Genomic DNA, 16,003 nt, shown 5'->3' with positions numbered 1-16,003 from the left:
GGCTGCCGCCACCCCCGAGACCGGGTTTTCCCTACAGCCAGGCCGCGGCGTCCGGCGGCAGCTTGCCGCCGGTCAGCGGGACGCTCGACAGCGCGGGCGTGGCGGGCAGGTCGACGGCCTGAGCCGACAGGTTGACGACGCAGGTGGTCTCGCCGCGCCGGAACGCCAGCACGTCCTCACCGAGGTCGAGCCACTCCAGGTCGCCGCTGATCCCGCGCCGCCGCGCGAACACCTCGCGGTACAGGGCGAGCATCGAGCCGGGGTCGCCGGTCTGGGCCGCGACCGAGAAGTCCTGCCAGTTCTCCGGCCGGGGCAGCCAGCTCGGACCGTCCTCGGCGGACCAGGGCAGCGGCACCCGGCAGCCGTCGCGGCCCCGGTCGGTGAAGCCCGAGCGGTGCCACACCGGGTCCTCGCGCAGCTCGTCGGGCAGGTCCTCGACCTCCCAGAGCCCCAGCTCCTCACCCTGGTAGACGTACACGCCACCGGGCAGCGCGGCGGTGAGCATGATCGCCGCCCGTGCCCGCCTCGTGCCCAGTTCGAAGTCGGTGGGGGCGCCGTGCTGGCGGTCCGCGAAGGAGAACCCGGTCCTCTCCCGGCCGTACCGGGTCACGTGCCGCGTGACGTCGTGGTTGGACAGCACCCAGGTCGGCGGTGCGCCGACGGGTTCGTGCGCGGCCAGCGTGCTGTCGACGACCTTCCTGAGCTCCCCGGCGTTCCAGGGGCAGCAGAGGAAGTCGAAGTTGAACGCGCTGTGCATCTCGTCCCGGCGCAGGTACCGGGCGAACCGCTCCGGGTCGGGCAGCCACATCTCGCCGACGAGGATGCGGTCGCCGTCGTAGGAGTCGACGATCTGCCGCCACCGCCGGTAGATGTCGTGCACGCCGTCCTGGTCGGAGTAGGGGAGGTCGGCGTCGGGCTTGGAGAAGTCCTTCACCAGCCCGTCGGCCACGTCGATGCGGAACCCGTCGACACCCCGGTCGAGCCAGAACCGCAGGATGTCCTCGAACTCGTCGTGGACGACCGGGTTCTCCCAGTTGAAGTCCGGCTGCTCGGCCGCGTAGAGGTGCAGGTACCAGCGGCCGTCGTCGAGCTTGCTCCACGCCGGGCCGCCGAAGCGCGACTGCCAGTCGTTCGGGATCTCCTCCGTGTCACGGATGTGGAAGCGGTCCCACAGCCCGTCCTTGAACCACGGGTGCTGGTCGCTGCAGTGGTTCGGGACGAGGTCGATGATGATGCGGATGCCCAGGCCGTGCGCGTCCGCGATGAGCTTCTCGGCATCGGCGAGCGACCCGAAGACGGGCTCGACGTCGCGGTAGTCCGCCACGTCGTAGCCGCCGTCGGCGAGCGGGCTCGGGTACCACGGGTTGAGCCAGATCGCGTCGAAGCCGAGGCTCGCGATGTGCTGGAGCTCGGCGCGCAGGCCGGCGATGTCACCGATGCCGTCACCGTTGCCGTCCGCGAAGCTGCGCAGGTAGACCTGGTAGATGGAAGCGTTGCGCCACCAACTCATCTGGAGTCCTTTCAGCCTTTCACGCCGCCCGCGGTGAGCCCCGCGAGGATGTGCCGCTGGAACGCCAGGAACAGCGCCACCATCGGCAGGCTCGCCAGCACGAGGCCCGCGAGCAGGAGGTTGATCGGGGTGTCGGGGGCGAAGCGCTGCAGCGCGACGCTGAGCGTCTGCTTCGCCGGGTCGGGGAACACGAGCAGCGGCCAGATGAAGTCCTTCCACGCCGCCACGACCGCGAAGATCGACACGACGGCGAGGATCGGCCGCGAGATCGGCAGGACCACCCTGACGAGCGTCGTCCACGTGCCCGCGCCGTCGATCCTGGCCGCCTCCAGCAGTTCCCCGGGGATCTGGTCGAAGAACCGCTTGAGCAGGTAGACGTTGAGCGCGTTGGCCGCGGCGGGCAGCCAGATGCCCGCCGGGGTGTTGAGCAGGCCGAGGTCGATGAGCGTGAGGTAGACCGGCACCAGCACCGCCGTCGACGGCAGCATCAGCGTGGCCAGCATCAGGCCCATGACGACGTTGCCACCCCACGGCCGCAGCTTGGACAGCGCGTAGGCCGCCGGGACGATCACCGCCATCTGCACGGCCCACGCGCCGATCGCGACGACGAACGTGTTGAGGAAGAACCGGCCGAGGTCCATGTAGTTCCAGGCGTCGGCGTACGCGCCCGGCTCCCACGTCTCCGGCAGGATCGTCGGCGGCTGCTGGGCCAGTTCCGCCGGCGGCTTGAACGCGCCGAGCAGCACCCAGACCAGCGGGAGCAGGAACGCCGCCGTGAACACGACCAGCGTGATCGTCAGGACGGCCCAGTAGAGCGGCCCGCGGCCCTTCGTCAGCGTCCTCACGCGTCGGCCTTCCTGGTGAGCCTGAGGTAGAGGAAGGAGAAGACACCCAGCACCGCGAACAGGATCAGGCTCAGCGCGCTCGCGGTGCCGAAGTCGTTGTAGTAGAAGGCGTACCGGTAGAGCAGGAGCAGCACGGTGACCGTCGACTCCTCCGGGCCGCCGCCGGTCATGATGAACGGCTCGGTGAAGATCTGCATGGTCGCGACGACCTGGAGCAGCAACAGCATCAGGATCACGAACTTGGTCTGCGGGATCGTGACGTGCCAGACCTTGCGGACGATCCCGGCGCCGTCCAGGTCCGCGGCCTCGTACAGCTCACCGGGGATGGTCTGCAGCGCCGCCAGGTAGATCAGCGTGGCCGCGCCCATGTTCGCCCAGGTGATGACGAGCACGAGGCTGATCATGCTGGTGCCGCTGGAGTCGAGCCACTGCGACGTCGGCAGCCCGAGTCCTCGCAGGACCGAGTTGAACAAGCCGGGGCCGGGATCGTAGAACCACTTCCACAGCAACGCGGTCACCACCGGCGGCAGCATCACCGGCAGGTAGACCAGCAGGCGGAAGTAGCCCTTGGCGTGCCGCAGCTCGTTGAGCACCACGGCCGTCAGGAACGGCACGCCGAAGCCGATGACCATCGCGAGGACCGTGAAGTAGAAGGTGTTGCGCCACGCCACCGCGAACAGCGGGTCCGCGAAGAGCCGCTCGAAGTTCTCCCAGCCCACCCAGTCGGGGCTCGTGACGAAGTTGACCTGCTGGAAGCTCAGGACCACCCCGCGCACGATCGGGAACCAGGAGAAGACCGCGAAGACGACCAGCGCGGCACCCAGGAAGCCGTACGCGGTGACGTGCCGCCGCACCTACTTCACCTGCGCCAGGACGGCGTTGACCTTGGTCTCCGCGTCCTTGAGCAGAGCGGGGTGGTCCGTGTCCCTGTTCGTCAGCACCGCCTGCACGACGCTGTCGAGGATCGCGTAGACCTGTTGCGCCTGCGGCGGTTCGAGCGAGCCCTTGGTCTTCTCGGAACCATCCACGTAGGCCTGGAAGTTCTGCACCGGCATGGTGGCGTACCTGCCCTTGAGCTCTTCCTGCTTCTTGCGCGGCTCACCGGTCCAGATGTCGGCGATCGGCGGGATGGGCAGGCCGACGGGCTGACCGCGGTCCTTGTAGGTCTGCAGGTTCTGCTCCAGGCGGTCCGGGTTCAGGTACTTCCACTGGACCCACTTGAGACCGGCCTTGATCTTCTCCGGCGAGGCCTTGGGGTTGACCATGTAGCCCTCGCCGCCGAGCAGGGTGCCCTTCTGGCCGGGGATCGCCGCGAGTCCGTAGTCGTCGTACTTGCCCTTGAACTGGTTGACGATCGCGGCGACGTTGTCGGGCGCGGCGAGGTACATGCCGAGCTGGCCCGCGCCCATCATGTTCTGCACGTCGCCGATCTCCAGGAGCTGCTTCTCTCCCATGGAGCCGTCCTCCCAGCGCATCTCCTTCAGCCGGCGCAGGACCTCTTCGCCCTTGGCGTTGTTGAAGTCGGCGACGAACTTGTCGCCGTCCTTCTTCGCGATGTCACCGCCGACGGACTTGACCCACGCGGTGAAGTGCCAGCCGCCCTGGTTGCTCTTGCTGTACTCGGCGAACCCGGTGACGCCCGCGTCCTTGAGCTTCTTGGCGGACGCGCGCACCTCGTCCCACGTCTTCGGCGGCGAGTTCGGGTCGAGGCCCGCCTTGGTGAAGTTGGTGCGGCTGTAGAGCAGGCCCATCGTGTAGTTGGCCGTGGGCAGGCCGTAGACCTTTCCGCCGACCGTGAAGACGTCCTTGAGCTCCTGCTTGATGTCGCCGTAGTGCGGGACGTCCTTCACGTACTCGGTGAGGTCGGCGGCCTGTTTCCTGGCGATCAGGGCGGCCGGGTCGGTGAAGTAGACGTAGAAGACGTCCTCCAGCTGCCCGCCGGCGAGCTTGGCGGAGAACGTCTTCGGGTCCATGAACCCCTCGTGGGGCACCAGGTCGATGTCCGGGTTGGCCTGCTCGAACGCCGCGACGTCCTCGTCGAAGACCTTGCGGTCGAAGGCCTGGGTCTGCGGTGGCTGGCCGTTGATGCTGACCTGGACCTTGCCTCCCGGCTCGGTCGTGGAACCGCTCCCACAGCCGACGGTGCTGAGCGCCAGGACACCGCCAATCAGCACGGCAGCGGACTTCTTCATGGTGGGGCCGCCCTTCTCGCGAGCGCGTCGATGTGACGGCGACCATAAGTCCCCGTTACATCTGGACGCAATATCCAGACGAAAACTCGCAAGAAGACGACTGCTTACGTCACCGCGCCGGTGCGCTGGAGGCCCTCACCACCAGTTCGGGCTCGAACAGCAGCTCGTCGGGCGCCACGGCGTTGCCCGAGATCTGGTTGGCCAGCAGTTCGACGGCGGCCCGCCCCATCGCCTCGATGGGCTGGCGCACGGTCGTGAGAGGCGGATCGGTGCAGGTCATGAACGCCGAGTCGTCGTACCCGATGATCGACACGTCCTTCGGCACGTCGAGCCCGGCCCTGCGCACGGCCCTTATCGCGCCGAGCGCGAGGGGGTCGCTGGCGCAGATGATCGCCGTGACCCCGCGCTGCACGAGCTTGGTCGCCGCGGCCTGCCCGCCCTCCAGGCTGAACATGGCGTGCTCGACGTCCGCGCCGCCGCACTTGGCGATGGCCTCGAGCTTGCGCCGGCTCGGCACGTGGTCCGGCGGCCCGAGCACGGCCCCGATCCTGCGGTGCCCCAGCGACGTCAGGTGCCCGTACGCCTGCTCGACCGCCACCGCGTCGTCGCACGAGACCCGCGGGAACGCCAGGTCGTCGATGGCCGCGTTGACCAGCACCGCGGGCAGCTTGCGGGACATCATCTGCTGGTAGTGCCCGTGGCTCGCGTCCCGCTGCGCGTACAGCCCGCCCGCGAACACGATCCCGCTGACGTGCTGCTCGAGCAGCAGCTCCAGGTACTCCGCCTCGGTGACGCCGCCGGCCGTCCTGGTGCACAGCACGGGCGTGAAACCCCGTTGCGCCAGCGCGTTGCCCACGACGTCCGCGAACGCGGGGAAGATCGGGTTCTGCAGCTCCGGCAGCACCAGCCCCACGAGCCGCGCCCGTTCGCCCCGCAGCTGTGTCGGCCGCTCGTACCCGAGCACGTCGAGTGCCGTGAGCACGGCACTCCTGGTGGCGTCCGAGACGCCTGGCTTCCCGTTCAGCACCCGGCTGACGGTGGCCTCGCTGACCCCGACCTTGGCCGCGACCTCGGCCAGCCTCCGTTGCGTCATGGCGCAAGTGTACGCAATTTCTTGCGTCCGCTTGCGGTGTCGCTCCACCCGCCTGGGCGTCGCCCGTACGGCGGCATCGCGGATACGCTCTCGGGGGACCGGCGCGGGAGGAGACTGCCATGAGCTCCCAGCACGAACCGGTGTCGCCTGAGCCATTTCCGTCACCTGTACCCGTGGGACCTGAAGGACCCAGGCAGCCCGTGACCGAAGTCGATTGGTTCCGGCGGATGCCCAACGGTGGCGGCACCGTGCACCAGCGGTCCGAAGGCTGAACCGGTGGTGCGGTCGCGTGCGCTGATCTACTTCGGCAGCGTGCTCGCCACCATCGCGCTCATCAACACCCCGGTGCCCAGGGTCGTGATTTCCGCTGTGCTCAACCCCGAAGCCGGGGACGCTGTCGCGCGCAGTCTCGGGTCCATCACCAAAGACCTCGTGCTGGTTTTGCTGGTCTCGATCTACTTCGAGTGGGTCAGGGGCAAAGAGCAGGGTGAGTTGTTGCGGGCCATCGACAGCAAATTGAATTCCATCCGACACGATGCGCGCACCGCGACCGCGTCGGCCACCCGGCAGCTCGTCCTGAGCTCGACCGCTCCCGAGGAGCTCGTCACGGCTGCGCTCACGCGGCACATCCCAGGTGTGAGCGACATGTCGTCGCTGGTGTCGATGGTCCTGTCGCCGCGACATGCCCACCATGGCGTGTCCGTCACCTTGCGCGTGGAAAGGATCGAAGGACAGACGGTGCACGCCGCGTCCCGGTACGAGGTGACGATGCGCAAGGGCTTGCTGCTGGTCGCGGTCACGTCTTCGCCGACGCACACGACCGCGTTGTCCGATGCGTGTCCTGAGCTTTTCGACGTGTCGACTCTGGCCAGCTCGGACTCGTTCGAGAGCGACGCGAGGGAGTTCGGGGAGAAGCTGGAGTGCTACGTCGAGCGACGTGGCGTGATGAGACCGGTCGAGTTCAAGAGGGTGCCGACACCCGCTGTGCGCAGGTACATCTCGCCTCCTGTGGGGTTGAAGAACTCCGATCTGATGCTTTTCCTCGCGGACCTCAGCCGTGAGGACAGCGAGTTCGTGCGTGTCAGGCAGCACTCGCGCTGGTCGCAGGACATCGCAGTTCCAGGAGTGTGGTGGTACGCGGATCGTCCGATGTTCGTCAGAACCGTCACATTGGACATGCGCGAGCTCGTACGCGTCCATGCGCGGAAGGTGTGGGCGCAGGTCTTCCTCGGCAGCGCCGACACGCTGGTGCTCGACGACAACGAAGGCCACCTGTCGTTGCAACTCGACAGGTGGGTGGTGCAGGGGCAGGGCGTGATCGCGAACTGGTGATTCAGCCTGTCGCCTCGCGCCACAACAATGCGACTCCGTGACCCGGCAGCAGCCACGACCGCACGTCCAGGTCGCGCAATTCGCCCGCTTCCAGCCACTGCGCGGCCGCCGTCGCCGACCGGAACGTGAACGGCATGACCCGGAACTCGTGCTTGGGGGACTGGTCGACCGCCAAGCCGGTCGCGTCGAAGCTGATCTTGTCGACGAAGGACGGATAGGGCGACTGCCAATAGCAGAAGCCGTCGTTCGTGCGCTGCAAGGTGCGCGACCAGACGGTGAGGCCCCGGATCGCGCGCACCACGTGGTCTTCGGCGATGCGGCTGAGATCGCACTCGAAGATCCGCAGGTCGCTCATGTGGTCCAGCGGGCTGAGTTTGCCCAGCGGGCCCGAGGGCTGGCTGAAGAACGTCAGGTAGTGGGTCCACTGGTCGAACCGGACCTCGACCGGCGGGATCTGGCTGGGCTCGGCCGAACGGTGCTGGCCCTCGTGGTCGAGGTAGTCGATGGCGATCTGGGTGGAGTGGCGCAGGTCGTCCACGGACTCGAGGAACAGCGACGGGTCCGGGATGAAGTACAGCTCGAACAACGGGTACCGGCAGGCGGCGCTGATGCTGTCGCGCAGGGTGGCGTTGGAGGTGGCGAAGATGACGAAGCGCTCGGTGGGGACGTCATTGCGGAACTGGTACCGCTGCGTCGTCATCAGGTGGTAGGTCTTGGTGTCGATGCCCTGCAGTTCCAGCTTCACGGTGGTGCCGGTGCTGATCGTCAGGTCGTCGCCACGTGGGCGCATGCCGTCGCCGCCCAGGAGGCCGGCGACCACATCCTCGTTCGCGGCGTTCTCGCCGTAGACGGACGACAAGAAAGCGCGCAGCACTTCGGACGGCAACAGGTGCTCGACGATGCTGGGGCCGGAGATCCGACCGAACTCCGCGACCAGTCGCTTGTGGAGAAAGAGCTCATAGGTGCCGAGCAGGAGTCCTGCGAACGCCGGCAACGGCCAAAACACGACCAACGCATCGTGCAGCACACTTCGTGAAGTGGGCTGCCACAACAACACGGCGGTCAGGTCTGCAGCTGCGATGGCTATCAGGAGGATCGCGACGGCCAGCGCCTGTTTGTGCCTGCGCGCCGCCACCACCTGGTTGCCGCCCCCTCACTCCACCCGGTTGTCCGTACATGGTGGGAGTGAGGAGGGGATCGGCGCCAGCCCCTTTCGGTCATCGCCGTATCAGCGCGATTTGCCCCAGATCGGGTTGTCGGACACCCCGACATAGGTGCCCAGGGTCGCTTTTGGCTGCGTGTCGTCTGCGGCCACGTCGTTGTACAGCCCGAGCAGGTGGGTGGTCATCGCGCTTTTCGCGCCCACCTCGTCGTGGCGGCGGAGGAACCAGATCACCTGTTCGTGTTCGTTCACGGAACGGTTGTGCACCTCGCGGGACGGGTGCGCGTGCCGCTTGCAGTCCTGCAGGCCGGGCACGAGCGTCTGGTACATCTGCTCCAGCAGCGCGTTGTGCGACGCGCGGACCAGCGCCGAGTGGAACTCCTCGTCCGACTCGATCACCTCCTGCACGTCGTCGAGCGTCGCCCGCTGGTAGCGGCGGTTCAGCTTGGCCAGTTCGTCCAGCTCGCCGTCGCCCGCGCGCACGGCCGCCAGGCTCGCCGCGGTGGTCTCCAGCGCGATCCGCACCTCGAGCAGGTCGGTCTGGGAGAACTGCCGGGAGGCGAGCCTGCCCTCCAGGTTCTCCTCGACCGCGCTCAGGTCGGTCCGGCGCACGTACCAGCCGAGGCCGCGCCGCACCTCGACGATGCCCTGCAGCTGCAGCCGTTGCAGCGCGGTGCGCAGCGAGGACCGGGCGACGTCGAGCTTGCGCGCCAGCTCCGGCTCGGTGGGGAGGCGGTCGCCCGCCTTGAGGGTGCCGCCGATGATCTGCTCCCGCAGCTTCTGCTCGATCAGCTCCGGGAGCGGGCGTCGCGAATCCGGCGAGAGCGACCAGCTCTCGCCGAGAGGGGACTCGTCGGCGGGCATCGGTTCAGGGTAGGGCCCTGGCAGTCTGGTTGCAACTTGTCTGGCAACCAGTCGACGGTTGACAGACAACCTACAACAGGCGATTCTGGTGGTGGGCGAGGCGCCTGGGACCGCCCACACCCAGGACCCGCGCTCGCCCAGTCGGGAGGGAACGAGATGTCCGCAGGGAGCTCACTCGGAATCGCCGCCGCCGTGGCGGTCGCGGTCACCGCCATCGGCTGGCGCACCGTGCTCACGATGATCGCCGTCTCGGTCATCGCGCTGGCCGTCGTCGGCTTCGTGAACGTCGCCGGCATCTTGCTCGGCTGACCGCGAAACCCGCTGATGAACGCGCACACCGGTGCCCGGGCCGAGAATTCGCGGTCCGGGCACCGGCTCGTCGGCCCGCGCCGGCGGGGCGGGAGTCAGTAGAGTTGCCCGATCATCAGCGTCGGGGGACGTCAACACGAGGTCAATTCGGTGATGAGCTCACCCACGGCGAGTGCGCACGTGGTGCACGCCGCCATCGCGCCCGCGCAGGTGCTGGTCGACGAGCGGCGGGCGCTGTACCGCCTCGCCGCCGGCCTGTTCGCGCCCGGCGCGCAGTTGTCGGACAACCTTCTCGACCACCCGATCGCCCGCTACGAGATCGGCAGGGCCCTGGCCGGCGGGGGAGAGCTCGACCTCGCCCTTGTGCGCCGCGCCGCGGCCGTGCGGGTGCGCGACGCCGGACTGCCGGTCGTGGCGGACCCCCTGGCGGCCGAACTGGTCGAGGCGCCCCTGCGCATCGTCGCGCCCCCCGGCGCCTCGCCGGAGCCGCTGACCGAGGCGGACGGCGAACGGTTCGAGGCGGCGCTGGACGTGGTGGCCGGCGGCGTCCGCCTGCTGCGGCGGCTGGTGCCGGAGGCGGCGGACGACCTGCTCGCGCACGTGTCGATGCTCGTCGTCCTCACCCGCGAGACCTCGGGCGGCGTCGTTTCCGCGTCGTCGCGGTACGTGCCGGGCATCGTGCTGATCGACGAGCCCTCCACGCCGCTGGAGGTCGCCGAGGCGCTCGTCCACGAGGGCGCGCACGAGAAGTTCTTCGACCTGGCCATCACCAGGGAGTTCCTCGACGTCCGCGCCGAGGAGGCCGAGGAGTTCGAGAACTCCTGGTCGCACGCGCGCTGGCCGCTGGAGCAGACGTTCGCCGCCTGGCACGCGTACAGCTGCCTGGCCCAGTTCGCGCAGTCGTGCGGTGACGAGCAGCCGGGGCCGTCCTCCCTGCTGCCCGTGGCGCGGGAGCGCGCCGACGAGATCGGCCGGTGGCTGCTCTCGCACTCCGGCGACCTGCGGCCAGACGCGCGCTGGCTGCTGGGGGCGCTCACCGGTCAGCCGGCCGGCACCGAGCCCGCCGCTCGCGGGCGGGACCTGCCGATGGCCCACCACGTGACCTTCCGCGCGTTGCCCGACGTGCGGTCCGAGCGGGCCGGCACGGGGCGCACGGTGGTGGGCCGGCCGGCCTCGCCGCCGGAGATCTTCTGGCTCGACGCGGACGCGAGCCGCGTCCTCGACCTCCTCGGCGACGGCAGGTCGCTGTGCTTCCGCGACCTGCTGCGGGACTCGGGGTGGGCCGCGGAGCCCGCGGCCGCGCACCGGCTCACCGTCGCGCTCCGCCTGCTCATGGCGGCCTCGATCATCGAGCCGACGTGACGAGGTGACCTCTCTTCTCGTTCGATGCTGGCGATGCGGTCGATTCACGCAATCGTCCACATGCGACCTCACCGGCGTGGAAGTCCAGGTGATCGCTGCTGCGCAGCAGATATTCCTGTGCGTGTGGCCTAGAAGTCGGCGATGGGACTGGCGGCCGGGGTTGGCGGAATATCGCCACCGCGCGCCTGACGCGCTGTCAAGTTGTGCTCATTGGTGTCGTGAGTGGTCGGCGGTGTGGTCTATCGCTCTCCAAGGTGAGAACAGCGAGTTCGTCCATGTCGCGTAGTGGACAGGCGCTGGGTGGTTCGGCCGGTTGTGCAATGCCCGAGCGGGTGGGGGACGGGCTCAAGTGAGTCTCTTCGCTGGCCGGTGCAAAGAATTTTCTGTGCATTTTCCTAAATAGCCGATTAAATTATTTGAATTGGGGTGACTCCTGGTGGTCTTCCGGTTCGGAAGCCCTCGGTTCTGAGGTTTTCTGCACATAGTCGGAAGGCCGACTTTCTTGGATGTTGCCGATGTGGCGCGCGGCAGCTGTGATGGTCATCGGGAGAGGTGTCGTGCGCGGCACACTGCGTTGGCCTGCTTGGACCTGCCGCAGGTGCCGGAGCCGGGCCGGCTCACTCCATTGTGTGTCTCGATCGGGTAAAAGCGCAGGTGGAACAACTTGCGTGACGTCGTATGATGTCGCATCCCCATCTTCGGGGTGTCGTGCGGAACGCAGTCCGATATCTTCTCGCTCTACGCAGTCGCGACCGGCTTTCCGGGGTGCTGCGCCACCGTAGATGATCAACGTCGTTCGAGTTGGCACTTCGGCAACCGTGCACCATCAGAGCGGCGCCTGTAGCGGGAGTCGGCCTGAGAACTCCTGGTTGCGCAAGCGTTCTCGGACGAGGGCCCCGACCCGTTGTCGAGAAGGAACCATGACCACCCCGAATCAGCCTCTTCGTCGGCCGCAGTCCCCCCACGGCGCCGACGTTCCCGTTCCCCACCTCCCTGTCGGGGTGGGTCCGGTGATCAGCCGCCCGGTCACCTCCGTCGACTGGTTCCGGCGCATGCCGAACGGTGGCACGGTGTTCGTCCGGTCCGCGAAAGCCGGACAGCAGGACTGAGCTCTCAGCTGGTGAGCTCCGTGGAGGGACCGGTCCGTCAGGGCCGGTCCCTCCGGCATTTGGTCGTTTGGGCATGCCACTTCACGGGGCAATAACAACTCGGCCACAAGGGTGAAGTTGATCGTCATCTAACCCGTTCGGGCGACGTCGATCGTCTTAGATCGCGGCATCCGCCGAGCCCTACGGAGTAACTCGATGACGCCTCTGAGAAGAGCCGCCCTGCTCGCTTCGGCCGCACTGGCGGCCGTGGCCTCGCTCGTCATGGCGACCAGCGCGTTCGCCGACGAGCCGACCACGGACGACGAGCGTGCGCAGCCGTTCCTCAGGTTCGTCGACTTCAACCACCCCGACGCGTGCGCCGTGGGCGGGCTGACCGGATCGCCGGTCCACCCGGGCCGGTTCACCTATTCCGGTGGCGACAACCAGCAGTACCTGGACGTCACCGCCGTGCCCGCCGACCTGAAGGTCACCGGCATGGTCGTGCGCGCCGGGGACGTGTTCAACGTCTACCTCGCGGACAAGCTCGGCGACGAGCTGCCGTGGACGGGCCTGCGGGCTCCGGTCCTCGGCGAGGGGGACCTGCCGCAGATCGGCGAGTGGTTCGGGTGCGGGGTGGCCGTCGAGCAGCCGCCGGCGACCACGACCACCACGACGACGACCACGACCACGACGACCACCGCCGAGACCACCACCACGACGTCCGAGTCGACCGTGACCGAGTCGTCCACGCCGGCCACCACGACGAGCACCGAGGCGCCGTCGTCCTCCGCGCAGGCCGTCGCCGCCACGACCACGACCGTCGCCGCCGTGCCGGTCGCCCAGCGCAGCGGGCTGGCCGCCACCGGCTTCAACGGGGCCTGGCTGCTCGGGCTCGGTGCCGCGCTCGTGGCCGTCGGTTCCGCCGTGATGCTGGTGCTGCGCAGGCGCCGCGCCTAGCCGTTCTCCACCAGCACGCCCCACAGCGTGCCGAAGAGGACGCGCACCTCGAGCCAGTACTCGACGTCCGAAGAAGCCGTCCCGCCGCCGTAGAGTTCCACGGCGCGCCGGGCGGCTTCTTCGCCGCGCGCTCCCGCCAGGCAGGCCAGGTCCCAGCCGACCGGGCCGCGCCAGGTGTCCTCGAAGTCGTTCCAGACCGGGCCGGACGAGGTCATCAGCACGTTGCCGTGGTGCGCGTCGCCGTGCAGCGGCTGGACGTCGCGGTAGTGCGCGTCCCAGTCCTCCCGCAGCTCGGCCCGCCGCGCCCGGAAGGGCTCCAGGCCGGGCACGCCCCGGCCCTCCAGGTGCGTCAGGGTGTTGTCGATGTCGTCCAGCGGGCCGCGCGCGGGCAGCTCGCCGTCGTAGAGCCGCAGCTCGGCGTGCAGGCCGGGCAGCAGCGCCAGCACGTCCGGGCGCGTCAGCTCGACGCCGGGGAAGTGCGGGACGTACGTGGTGAACGACATCACGAAACCGTCGGCCGCGTGCGGACCCGCGGGCAGCTCGGACGACGGCGTCACCACCGGCACCCCGCGCGCCGCCAGGAACGCCGACACCGCCAGGTCGCGGGCGAAGTGATCGGCCACCGACGGCCTGACCAGGGCCGTTCGCGCGGCGACGCGGGCCACGACCGGGGCCGGGCGCAGGTGCACGATGACGTTGCTGCCGTTCTCGAGCACGACCGGGTCCGTCGAGACCACGCCGTGGGAGGCGGCCAGGGCCACGGCCGCGCGCACGCTTGCGGGAGTCATGCGCACGAGGCTGGCATCAGCCCTGGGGCAGCAGCGACTCCATTGTCGCGATCTCCTGCTCCTGGTGCGCGACGACGTCCTGGGCCAGCTTGCGCGCCTCGGGGTCGGTGCCGGCCGAGAGGTGCTTGCGCGCCATGTCCACGGCGCCGCGGTGGTGCTGGATCATCAGCGAGAGCCACTGGCGGTCGAACTCGGTGTCGTCGAGGTCGGCGAGGTTGCCGAGCTCGACCATCCCGTGCGCGTCGGCGTGGCCGTGCGCCGTGTGCGACGACGCCTGGACCGGCGCGTTCCAGGCCTCCAGCCAGCCGTTCATGCGGTCGATCTCGGGCCGCTGCGCGTCCGCGACGCGCTTGGCCATCTCGATCACGTTGGGGTTGTCCGTGCGGGTCGTCACGAGGCCGCTCATGTCCAGCGCCTGCTCGTGGTGGGGAACCATCCCCTGCACGAAGGCGACGTCCGCCGAGTTGTGCGTGGCGGGACCTCCGCAGGCGGCCAGCAACAGGACAAAGGCGACGGCGAGCGATCGGAGCACGGCCGCAGGATACGTGTGACCTGCGCTACGCCGCTGGCCACCGGCCGTGGCCCACCCGAATGGAGCTGATCGGTTGCGTCTAATATCCCGGGGAGTTTCCCGAACGACTGGTCCCACCAAGGCCTGGAGGCACCGTGACGGCCGTAGCCCCGCAGCCGATCGCAACGCGTCCTTATCCGACGCGCACTGCGGTCAAGGGGTCCTTCCTGCTGCGGATGTTCCGCACCACGGACCACAAGCAAATCGGCATCATGTACCTGGTCACCTCGTTCGCCTTCTTCATGGTCGGCGGCGCGATGGCCATGCTGATGCGGACCGAGCTGGCCCGGCCCGGCATGCAGTTCCTGAGCCAGGAGCAGTTCAACCAGCTGTTCACGATGCACGGCACCGTGATGCTGCTGCTGTACGCGACGCCGATCGTCTTCGGCTTCGCGAACTTCGTGCTCCCGCTGCAGATCGGCTCGCCCGACGTGGCGTTCCCGCGGCTCAACGCCTTCTCGTACTGGCTGTACCTCTTCGGTGGCCTGATCGTGATGGCGGGCTTCGTCACCCCCGGTGGCGCCGCCGACTTCGGCTGGTTCGCGTACACGCCGCTGTCGAGCGCCATCCACTCGCCCGGCGCGGGTGCCGACCTGTGGATCTCCGGCCTGGTGGTCGGTGGTCTCGGCACCATCCTCGGCGCGGTGAACATGATCACCACCGTGGTCTGCCTGCGCGCGCCCGGCATGACGATGTTCCGCATGCCGATCTTCACCTGGAACATCCTGGTGACGTCGGTGCTCGTGCTGCTCGCGTTCCCGATCCTGACCGCGGCCCTGCTGGGCCTGCTGGCGGACCGGCACCTCGGAGCGCACGTGTTCGACCCCGCCAACGGCGGCGTGATCCTGTGGCAGCACCTCTTCTGGTTCTTCGGCCACCCGGAGGTCTACATCGTCGCCTTGCCGTTCTTCGGCATCGTGTCGGAGATCTTCCCGGTGTTCAGCCGCAAGCCGATCTTCGGCTACAACGGCCTGGTCTACGCCACCCTCGGCATCGCGGCCCTGTCCGTCGCCGTGTGGGCGCACCACATGTACGCGACCGGCGCCGTGCTGCTGCCGTTCTTCGCCTTCATGACGTTCCTCATCGCGGTCCCGACCGGTGTGAAGTTCTTCAACTGGATCGGCACGATGTGGAAGGGCCAGCTCACGTTCGAGACGCCGATGCTCTTCTCGATCGGCTTCATCGTCACGTTCCTCTTCGGTGGCCTCTCCGGCATCCTGCTGGCCGCGCCCGCGATCGACTTCCACGTGTCCGACACGTACTTCGTCGTCGCGCACTTCCACTACGTGCTCTACGGCACGATCGTGTTCGCGACCTTCGCCGGCATCTACTTCTGGTTCCCGAAGATCACCGGCCGGTTCCTCAACGAGCCGCTCGGCAAGCTGCACTTCTGGACGACGTTCCTCGGCTTCCACGCGACCTTCCTCGTCCAGCACTGGCTGGGCAACGAGGGCATGCCGCGCCGGTACGCCGACTACCTCGCGTCCGACGGCTTCACGACGCTGAACATGATCTCGACGATCGGCGCCTACATCCTGGGCGCGTCGACGCTGCCGTTCATCTGGAACGTGTTCCGCAGCTACCGCTTCGGCGAGGTCGTCACGGTCGACGACCCGTGGGGCTACGGCAACTCGCTCGAGTGGGCGACGTCGTCCCCGCCGCCGCGGCACAACTTCACCGAGCTGCCCCGGATCCGTTCGGAGCGCCCGGCGTTCGAGCTGCACTACCCGCACATGATCGAGCGGATCCGCAACGAGGGTCACGTGACCTTCACCGGCAAGACGATCCCGCACGAGAAGGCGGCGCCGGCGCTGTCGGAGATGGCCGCGTCCGCGCTCAAGTCGGGTACTGCCTCCGAGAAGGATGATTCGGAGCACAACAAGTAGCCTGCACTCACAGGTTCTACGTCTAGCCCCGGCTGCTTCTCGCC

14 protein-coding genes are annotated in these 16,003 nt (G+C 68.4%); 5 read left to right on the top strand and 9 right to left on the bottom strand.

Annotation, left to right across the window (positions count from 1 at the left end; translation table 11 throughout):
• Positions 1–31: 31 nt before the first annotated feature.
• The 5 genes from ACFWGZ_RS30180 to ACFWGZ_RS30160 form a co-directional block, all read right to left on the bottom strand.
• Positions 32–1,510 carry an alpha-amylase family glycosyl hydrolase gene (locus ACFWGZ_RS30180; protein WP_382454972.1) on the bottom strand — a complete coding sequence of 493 codons (1,479 nt, stop codon included), beginning with the start codon at positions 1,508–1,510 and terminating at the stop codon, positions 32–34.
• Between the two features lie 11 nt (positions 1,511–1,521).
• Complete coding sequence (locus tag ACFWGZ_RS30175) at positions 1,522–2,355, bottom strand: carbohydrate ABC transporter permease (RefSeq protein ID WP_382454971.1); 834 nt, start codon at positions 2,353–2,355, stop codon at positions 1,522–1,524.
• Positions 2,352–3,209: a carbohydrate ABC transporter permease gene (locus ACFWGZ_RS30170; protein WP_382454970.1), complete on the bottom strand. Its 858-nt coding sequence runs from the start codon at positions 3,207–3,209 to the stop codon at positions 2,352–2,354. The genes ACFWGZ_RS30175 and ACFWGZ_RS30170 overlap by 4 nt, the downstream gene beginning before the upstream one ends.
• Positions 3,210–4,547, bottom strand: a complete 1,338-nt coding sequence (locus tag ACFWGZ_RS30165; protein ID WP_382454969.1) for an ABC transporter substrate-binding protein — start codon at positions 4,545–4,547, stop codon at positions 3,210–3,212.
• 109 nt (positions 4,548–4,656) lie between these two features.
• Positions 4,657–5,640 (bottom strand): LacI family DNA-binding transcriptional regulator, encoded by a 984-nt coding sequence (locus tag ACFWGZ_RS30160; RefSeq protein WP_382454968.1) that lies wholly within the window; start codon positions 5,638–5,640, stop codon positions 4,657–4,659.
• A 276-nt stretch (positions 5,641–5,916) separates the two neighbouring features.
• Here ACFWGZ_RS30160 and ACFWGZ_RS30155 point away from each other — a divergent pair, with 276 nt between their 5' ends.
• The gene (locus tag ACFWGZ_RS30155; protein ID WP_382454967.1) at positions 5,917–6,972 is read left to right on the top strand and encodes a hypothetical protein; all 1,056 of its coding nucleotides are present in this window, start codon (positions 5,917–5,919) and stop codon (positions 6,970–6,972) included.
• 1 nt (position 6,973) lies between these two features.
• Here the strand turns inward: ACFWGZ_RS30155 and ACFWGZ_RS30150 are convergent, their stop codons facing one another.
• Together ACFWGZ_RS30150 and ACFWGZ_RS30145 are read right to left on the bottom strand one after the other, a co-directional pair.
• Complete coding sequence (locus tag ACFWGZ_RS30150; protein ID WP_382454966.1) at positions 6,974–7,978, bottom strand: hypothetical protein; 1,005 nt, start codon at positions 7,976–7,978, stop codon at positions 6,974–6,976.
• A 222-nt stretch (positions 7,979–8,200) separates the two neighbouring features.
• Positions 8,201–8,998: a FadR/GntR family transcriptional regulator gene (locus tag ACFWGZ_RS30145; protein WP_382454965.1), complete on the bottom strand. Its 798-nt coding sequence runs from the start codon at positions 8,996–8,998 to the stop codon at positions 8,201–8,203.
• 156 nt (positions 8,999–9,154) lie between these two features.
• On the opposite strand from ACFWGZ_RS30145, the gene ACFWGZ_RS30140 reads away from it, so the two are divergent.
• The 3 genes from ACFWGZ_RS30140 to ACFWGZ_RS30130 all read left to right on the top strand — a co-directional run bounded on the left by ACFWGZ_RS30140 (position 9,155) and on the right by ACFWGZ_RS30130 (position 12,714).
• The gene (locus ACFWGZ_RS30140) at positions 9,155–9,307 is read left to right on the top strand and encodes a hypothetical protein (protein ID WP_382454964.1); all 153 of its coding nucleotides are present in this window, start codon (positions 9,155–9,157) and stop codon (positions 9,305–9,307) included.
• Positions 9,308–9,460: 153 nt separating this feature from the next.
• Positions 9,461–10,669 (top strand): aKG-HExxH-type peptide beta-hydroxylase, encoded by a 1,209-nt coding sequence (locus ACFWGZ_RS30135; protein WP_382454963.1) that lies wholly within the window; start codon positions 9,461–9,463, stop codon positions 10,667–10,669.
• 1,304 nt (positions 10,670–11,973) lie between these two features.
• Entirely contained in the window at positions 11,974–12,714 is a 741-nt protein-coding gene (locus ACFWGZ_RS30130; RefSeq protein ID WP_382454962.1) for a hypothetical protein, read from the top strand.
• Here the strand turns inward: ACFWGZ_RS30130 and ACFWGZ_RS30125 are convergent.
• Together ACFWGZ_RS30125 and ACFWGZ_RS30120 are read right to left on the bottom strand one after the other, a co-directional pair.
• Positions 12,711–13,502 (bottom strand): phosphotransferase family protein, encoded by a 792-nt coding sequence (locus ACFWGZ_RS30125; protein WP_382454961.1) that lies wholly within the window; start codon positions 13,500–13,502, stop codon positions 12,711–12,713. The genes ACFWGZ_RS30130 and ACFWGZ_RS30125 overlap by 4 nt on opposite strands.
• 16 nt (positions 13,503–13,518) lie before the next feature.
• Positions 13,519–14,034 (bottom strand): DUF305 domain-containing protein, encoded by a 516-nt coding sequence (locus tag ACFWGZ_RS30120; RefSeq protein WP_382454960.1) that lies wholly within the window; start codon positions 14,032–14,034, stop codon positions 13,519–13,521.
• 134 nt (positions 14,035–14,168) lie between these two features.
• Between ACFWGZ_RS30120 and ctaD the strand changes: the two genes are divergently transcribed.
• Positions 14,169–15,959, top strand: coding sequence for a cytochrome c oxidase subunit I (gene ctaD, locus ACFWGZ_RS30115; protein ID WP_382454959.1), 1,791 nt, complete (start codon positions 14,169–14,171; stop codon positions 15,957–15,959).
• The last annotated feature ends 44 nt before the right edge of the window (positions 15,960–16,003 follow it).

Source organism: Lentzea sp. NPDC060358, assembly GCF_042725365.1.
Taxonomy (GTDB): Bacteria; Actinomycetota; Actinomycetes; order Mycobacteriales; family Pseudonocardiaceae; genus Lentzea.
The sequence above is the reverse complement of the archived record's forward strand: the minus strand, read 5'-3'. Positions and strand labels throughout refer to the sequence as shown.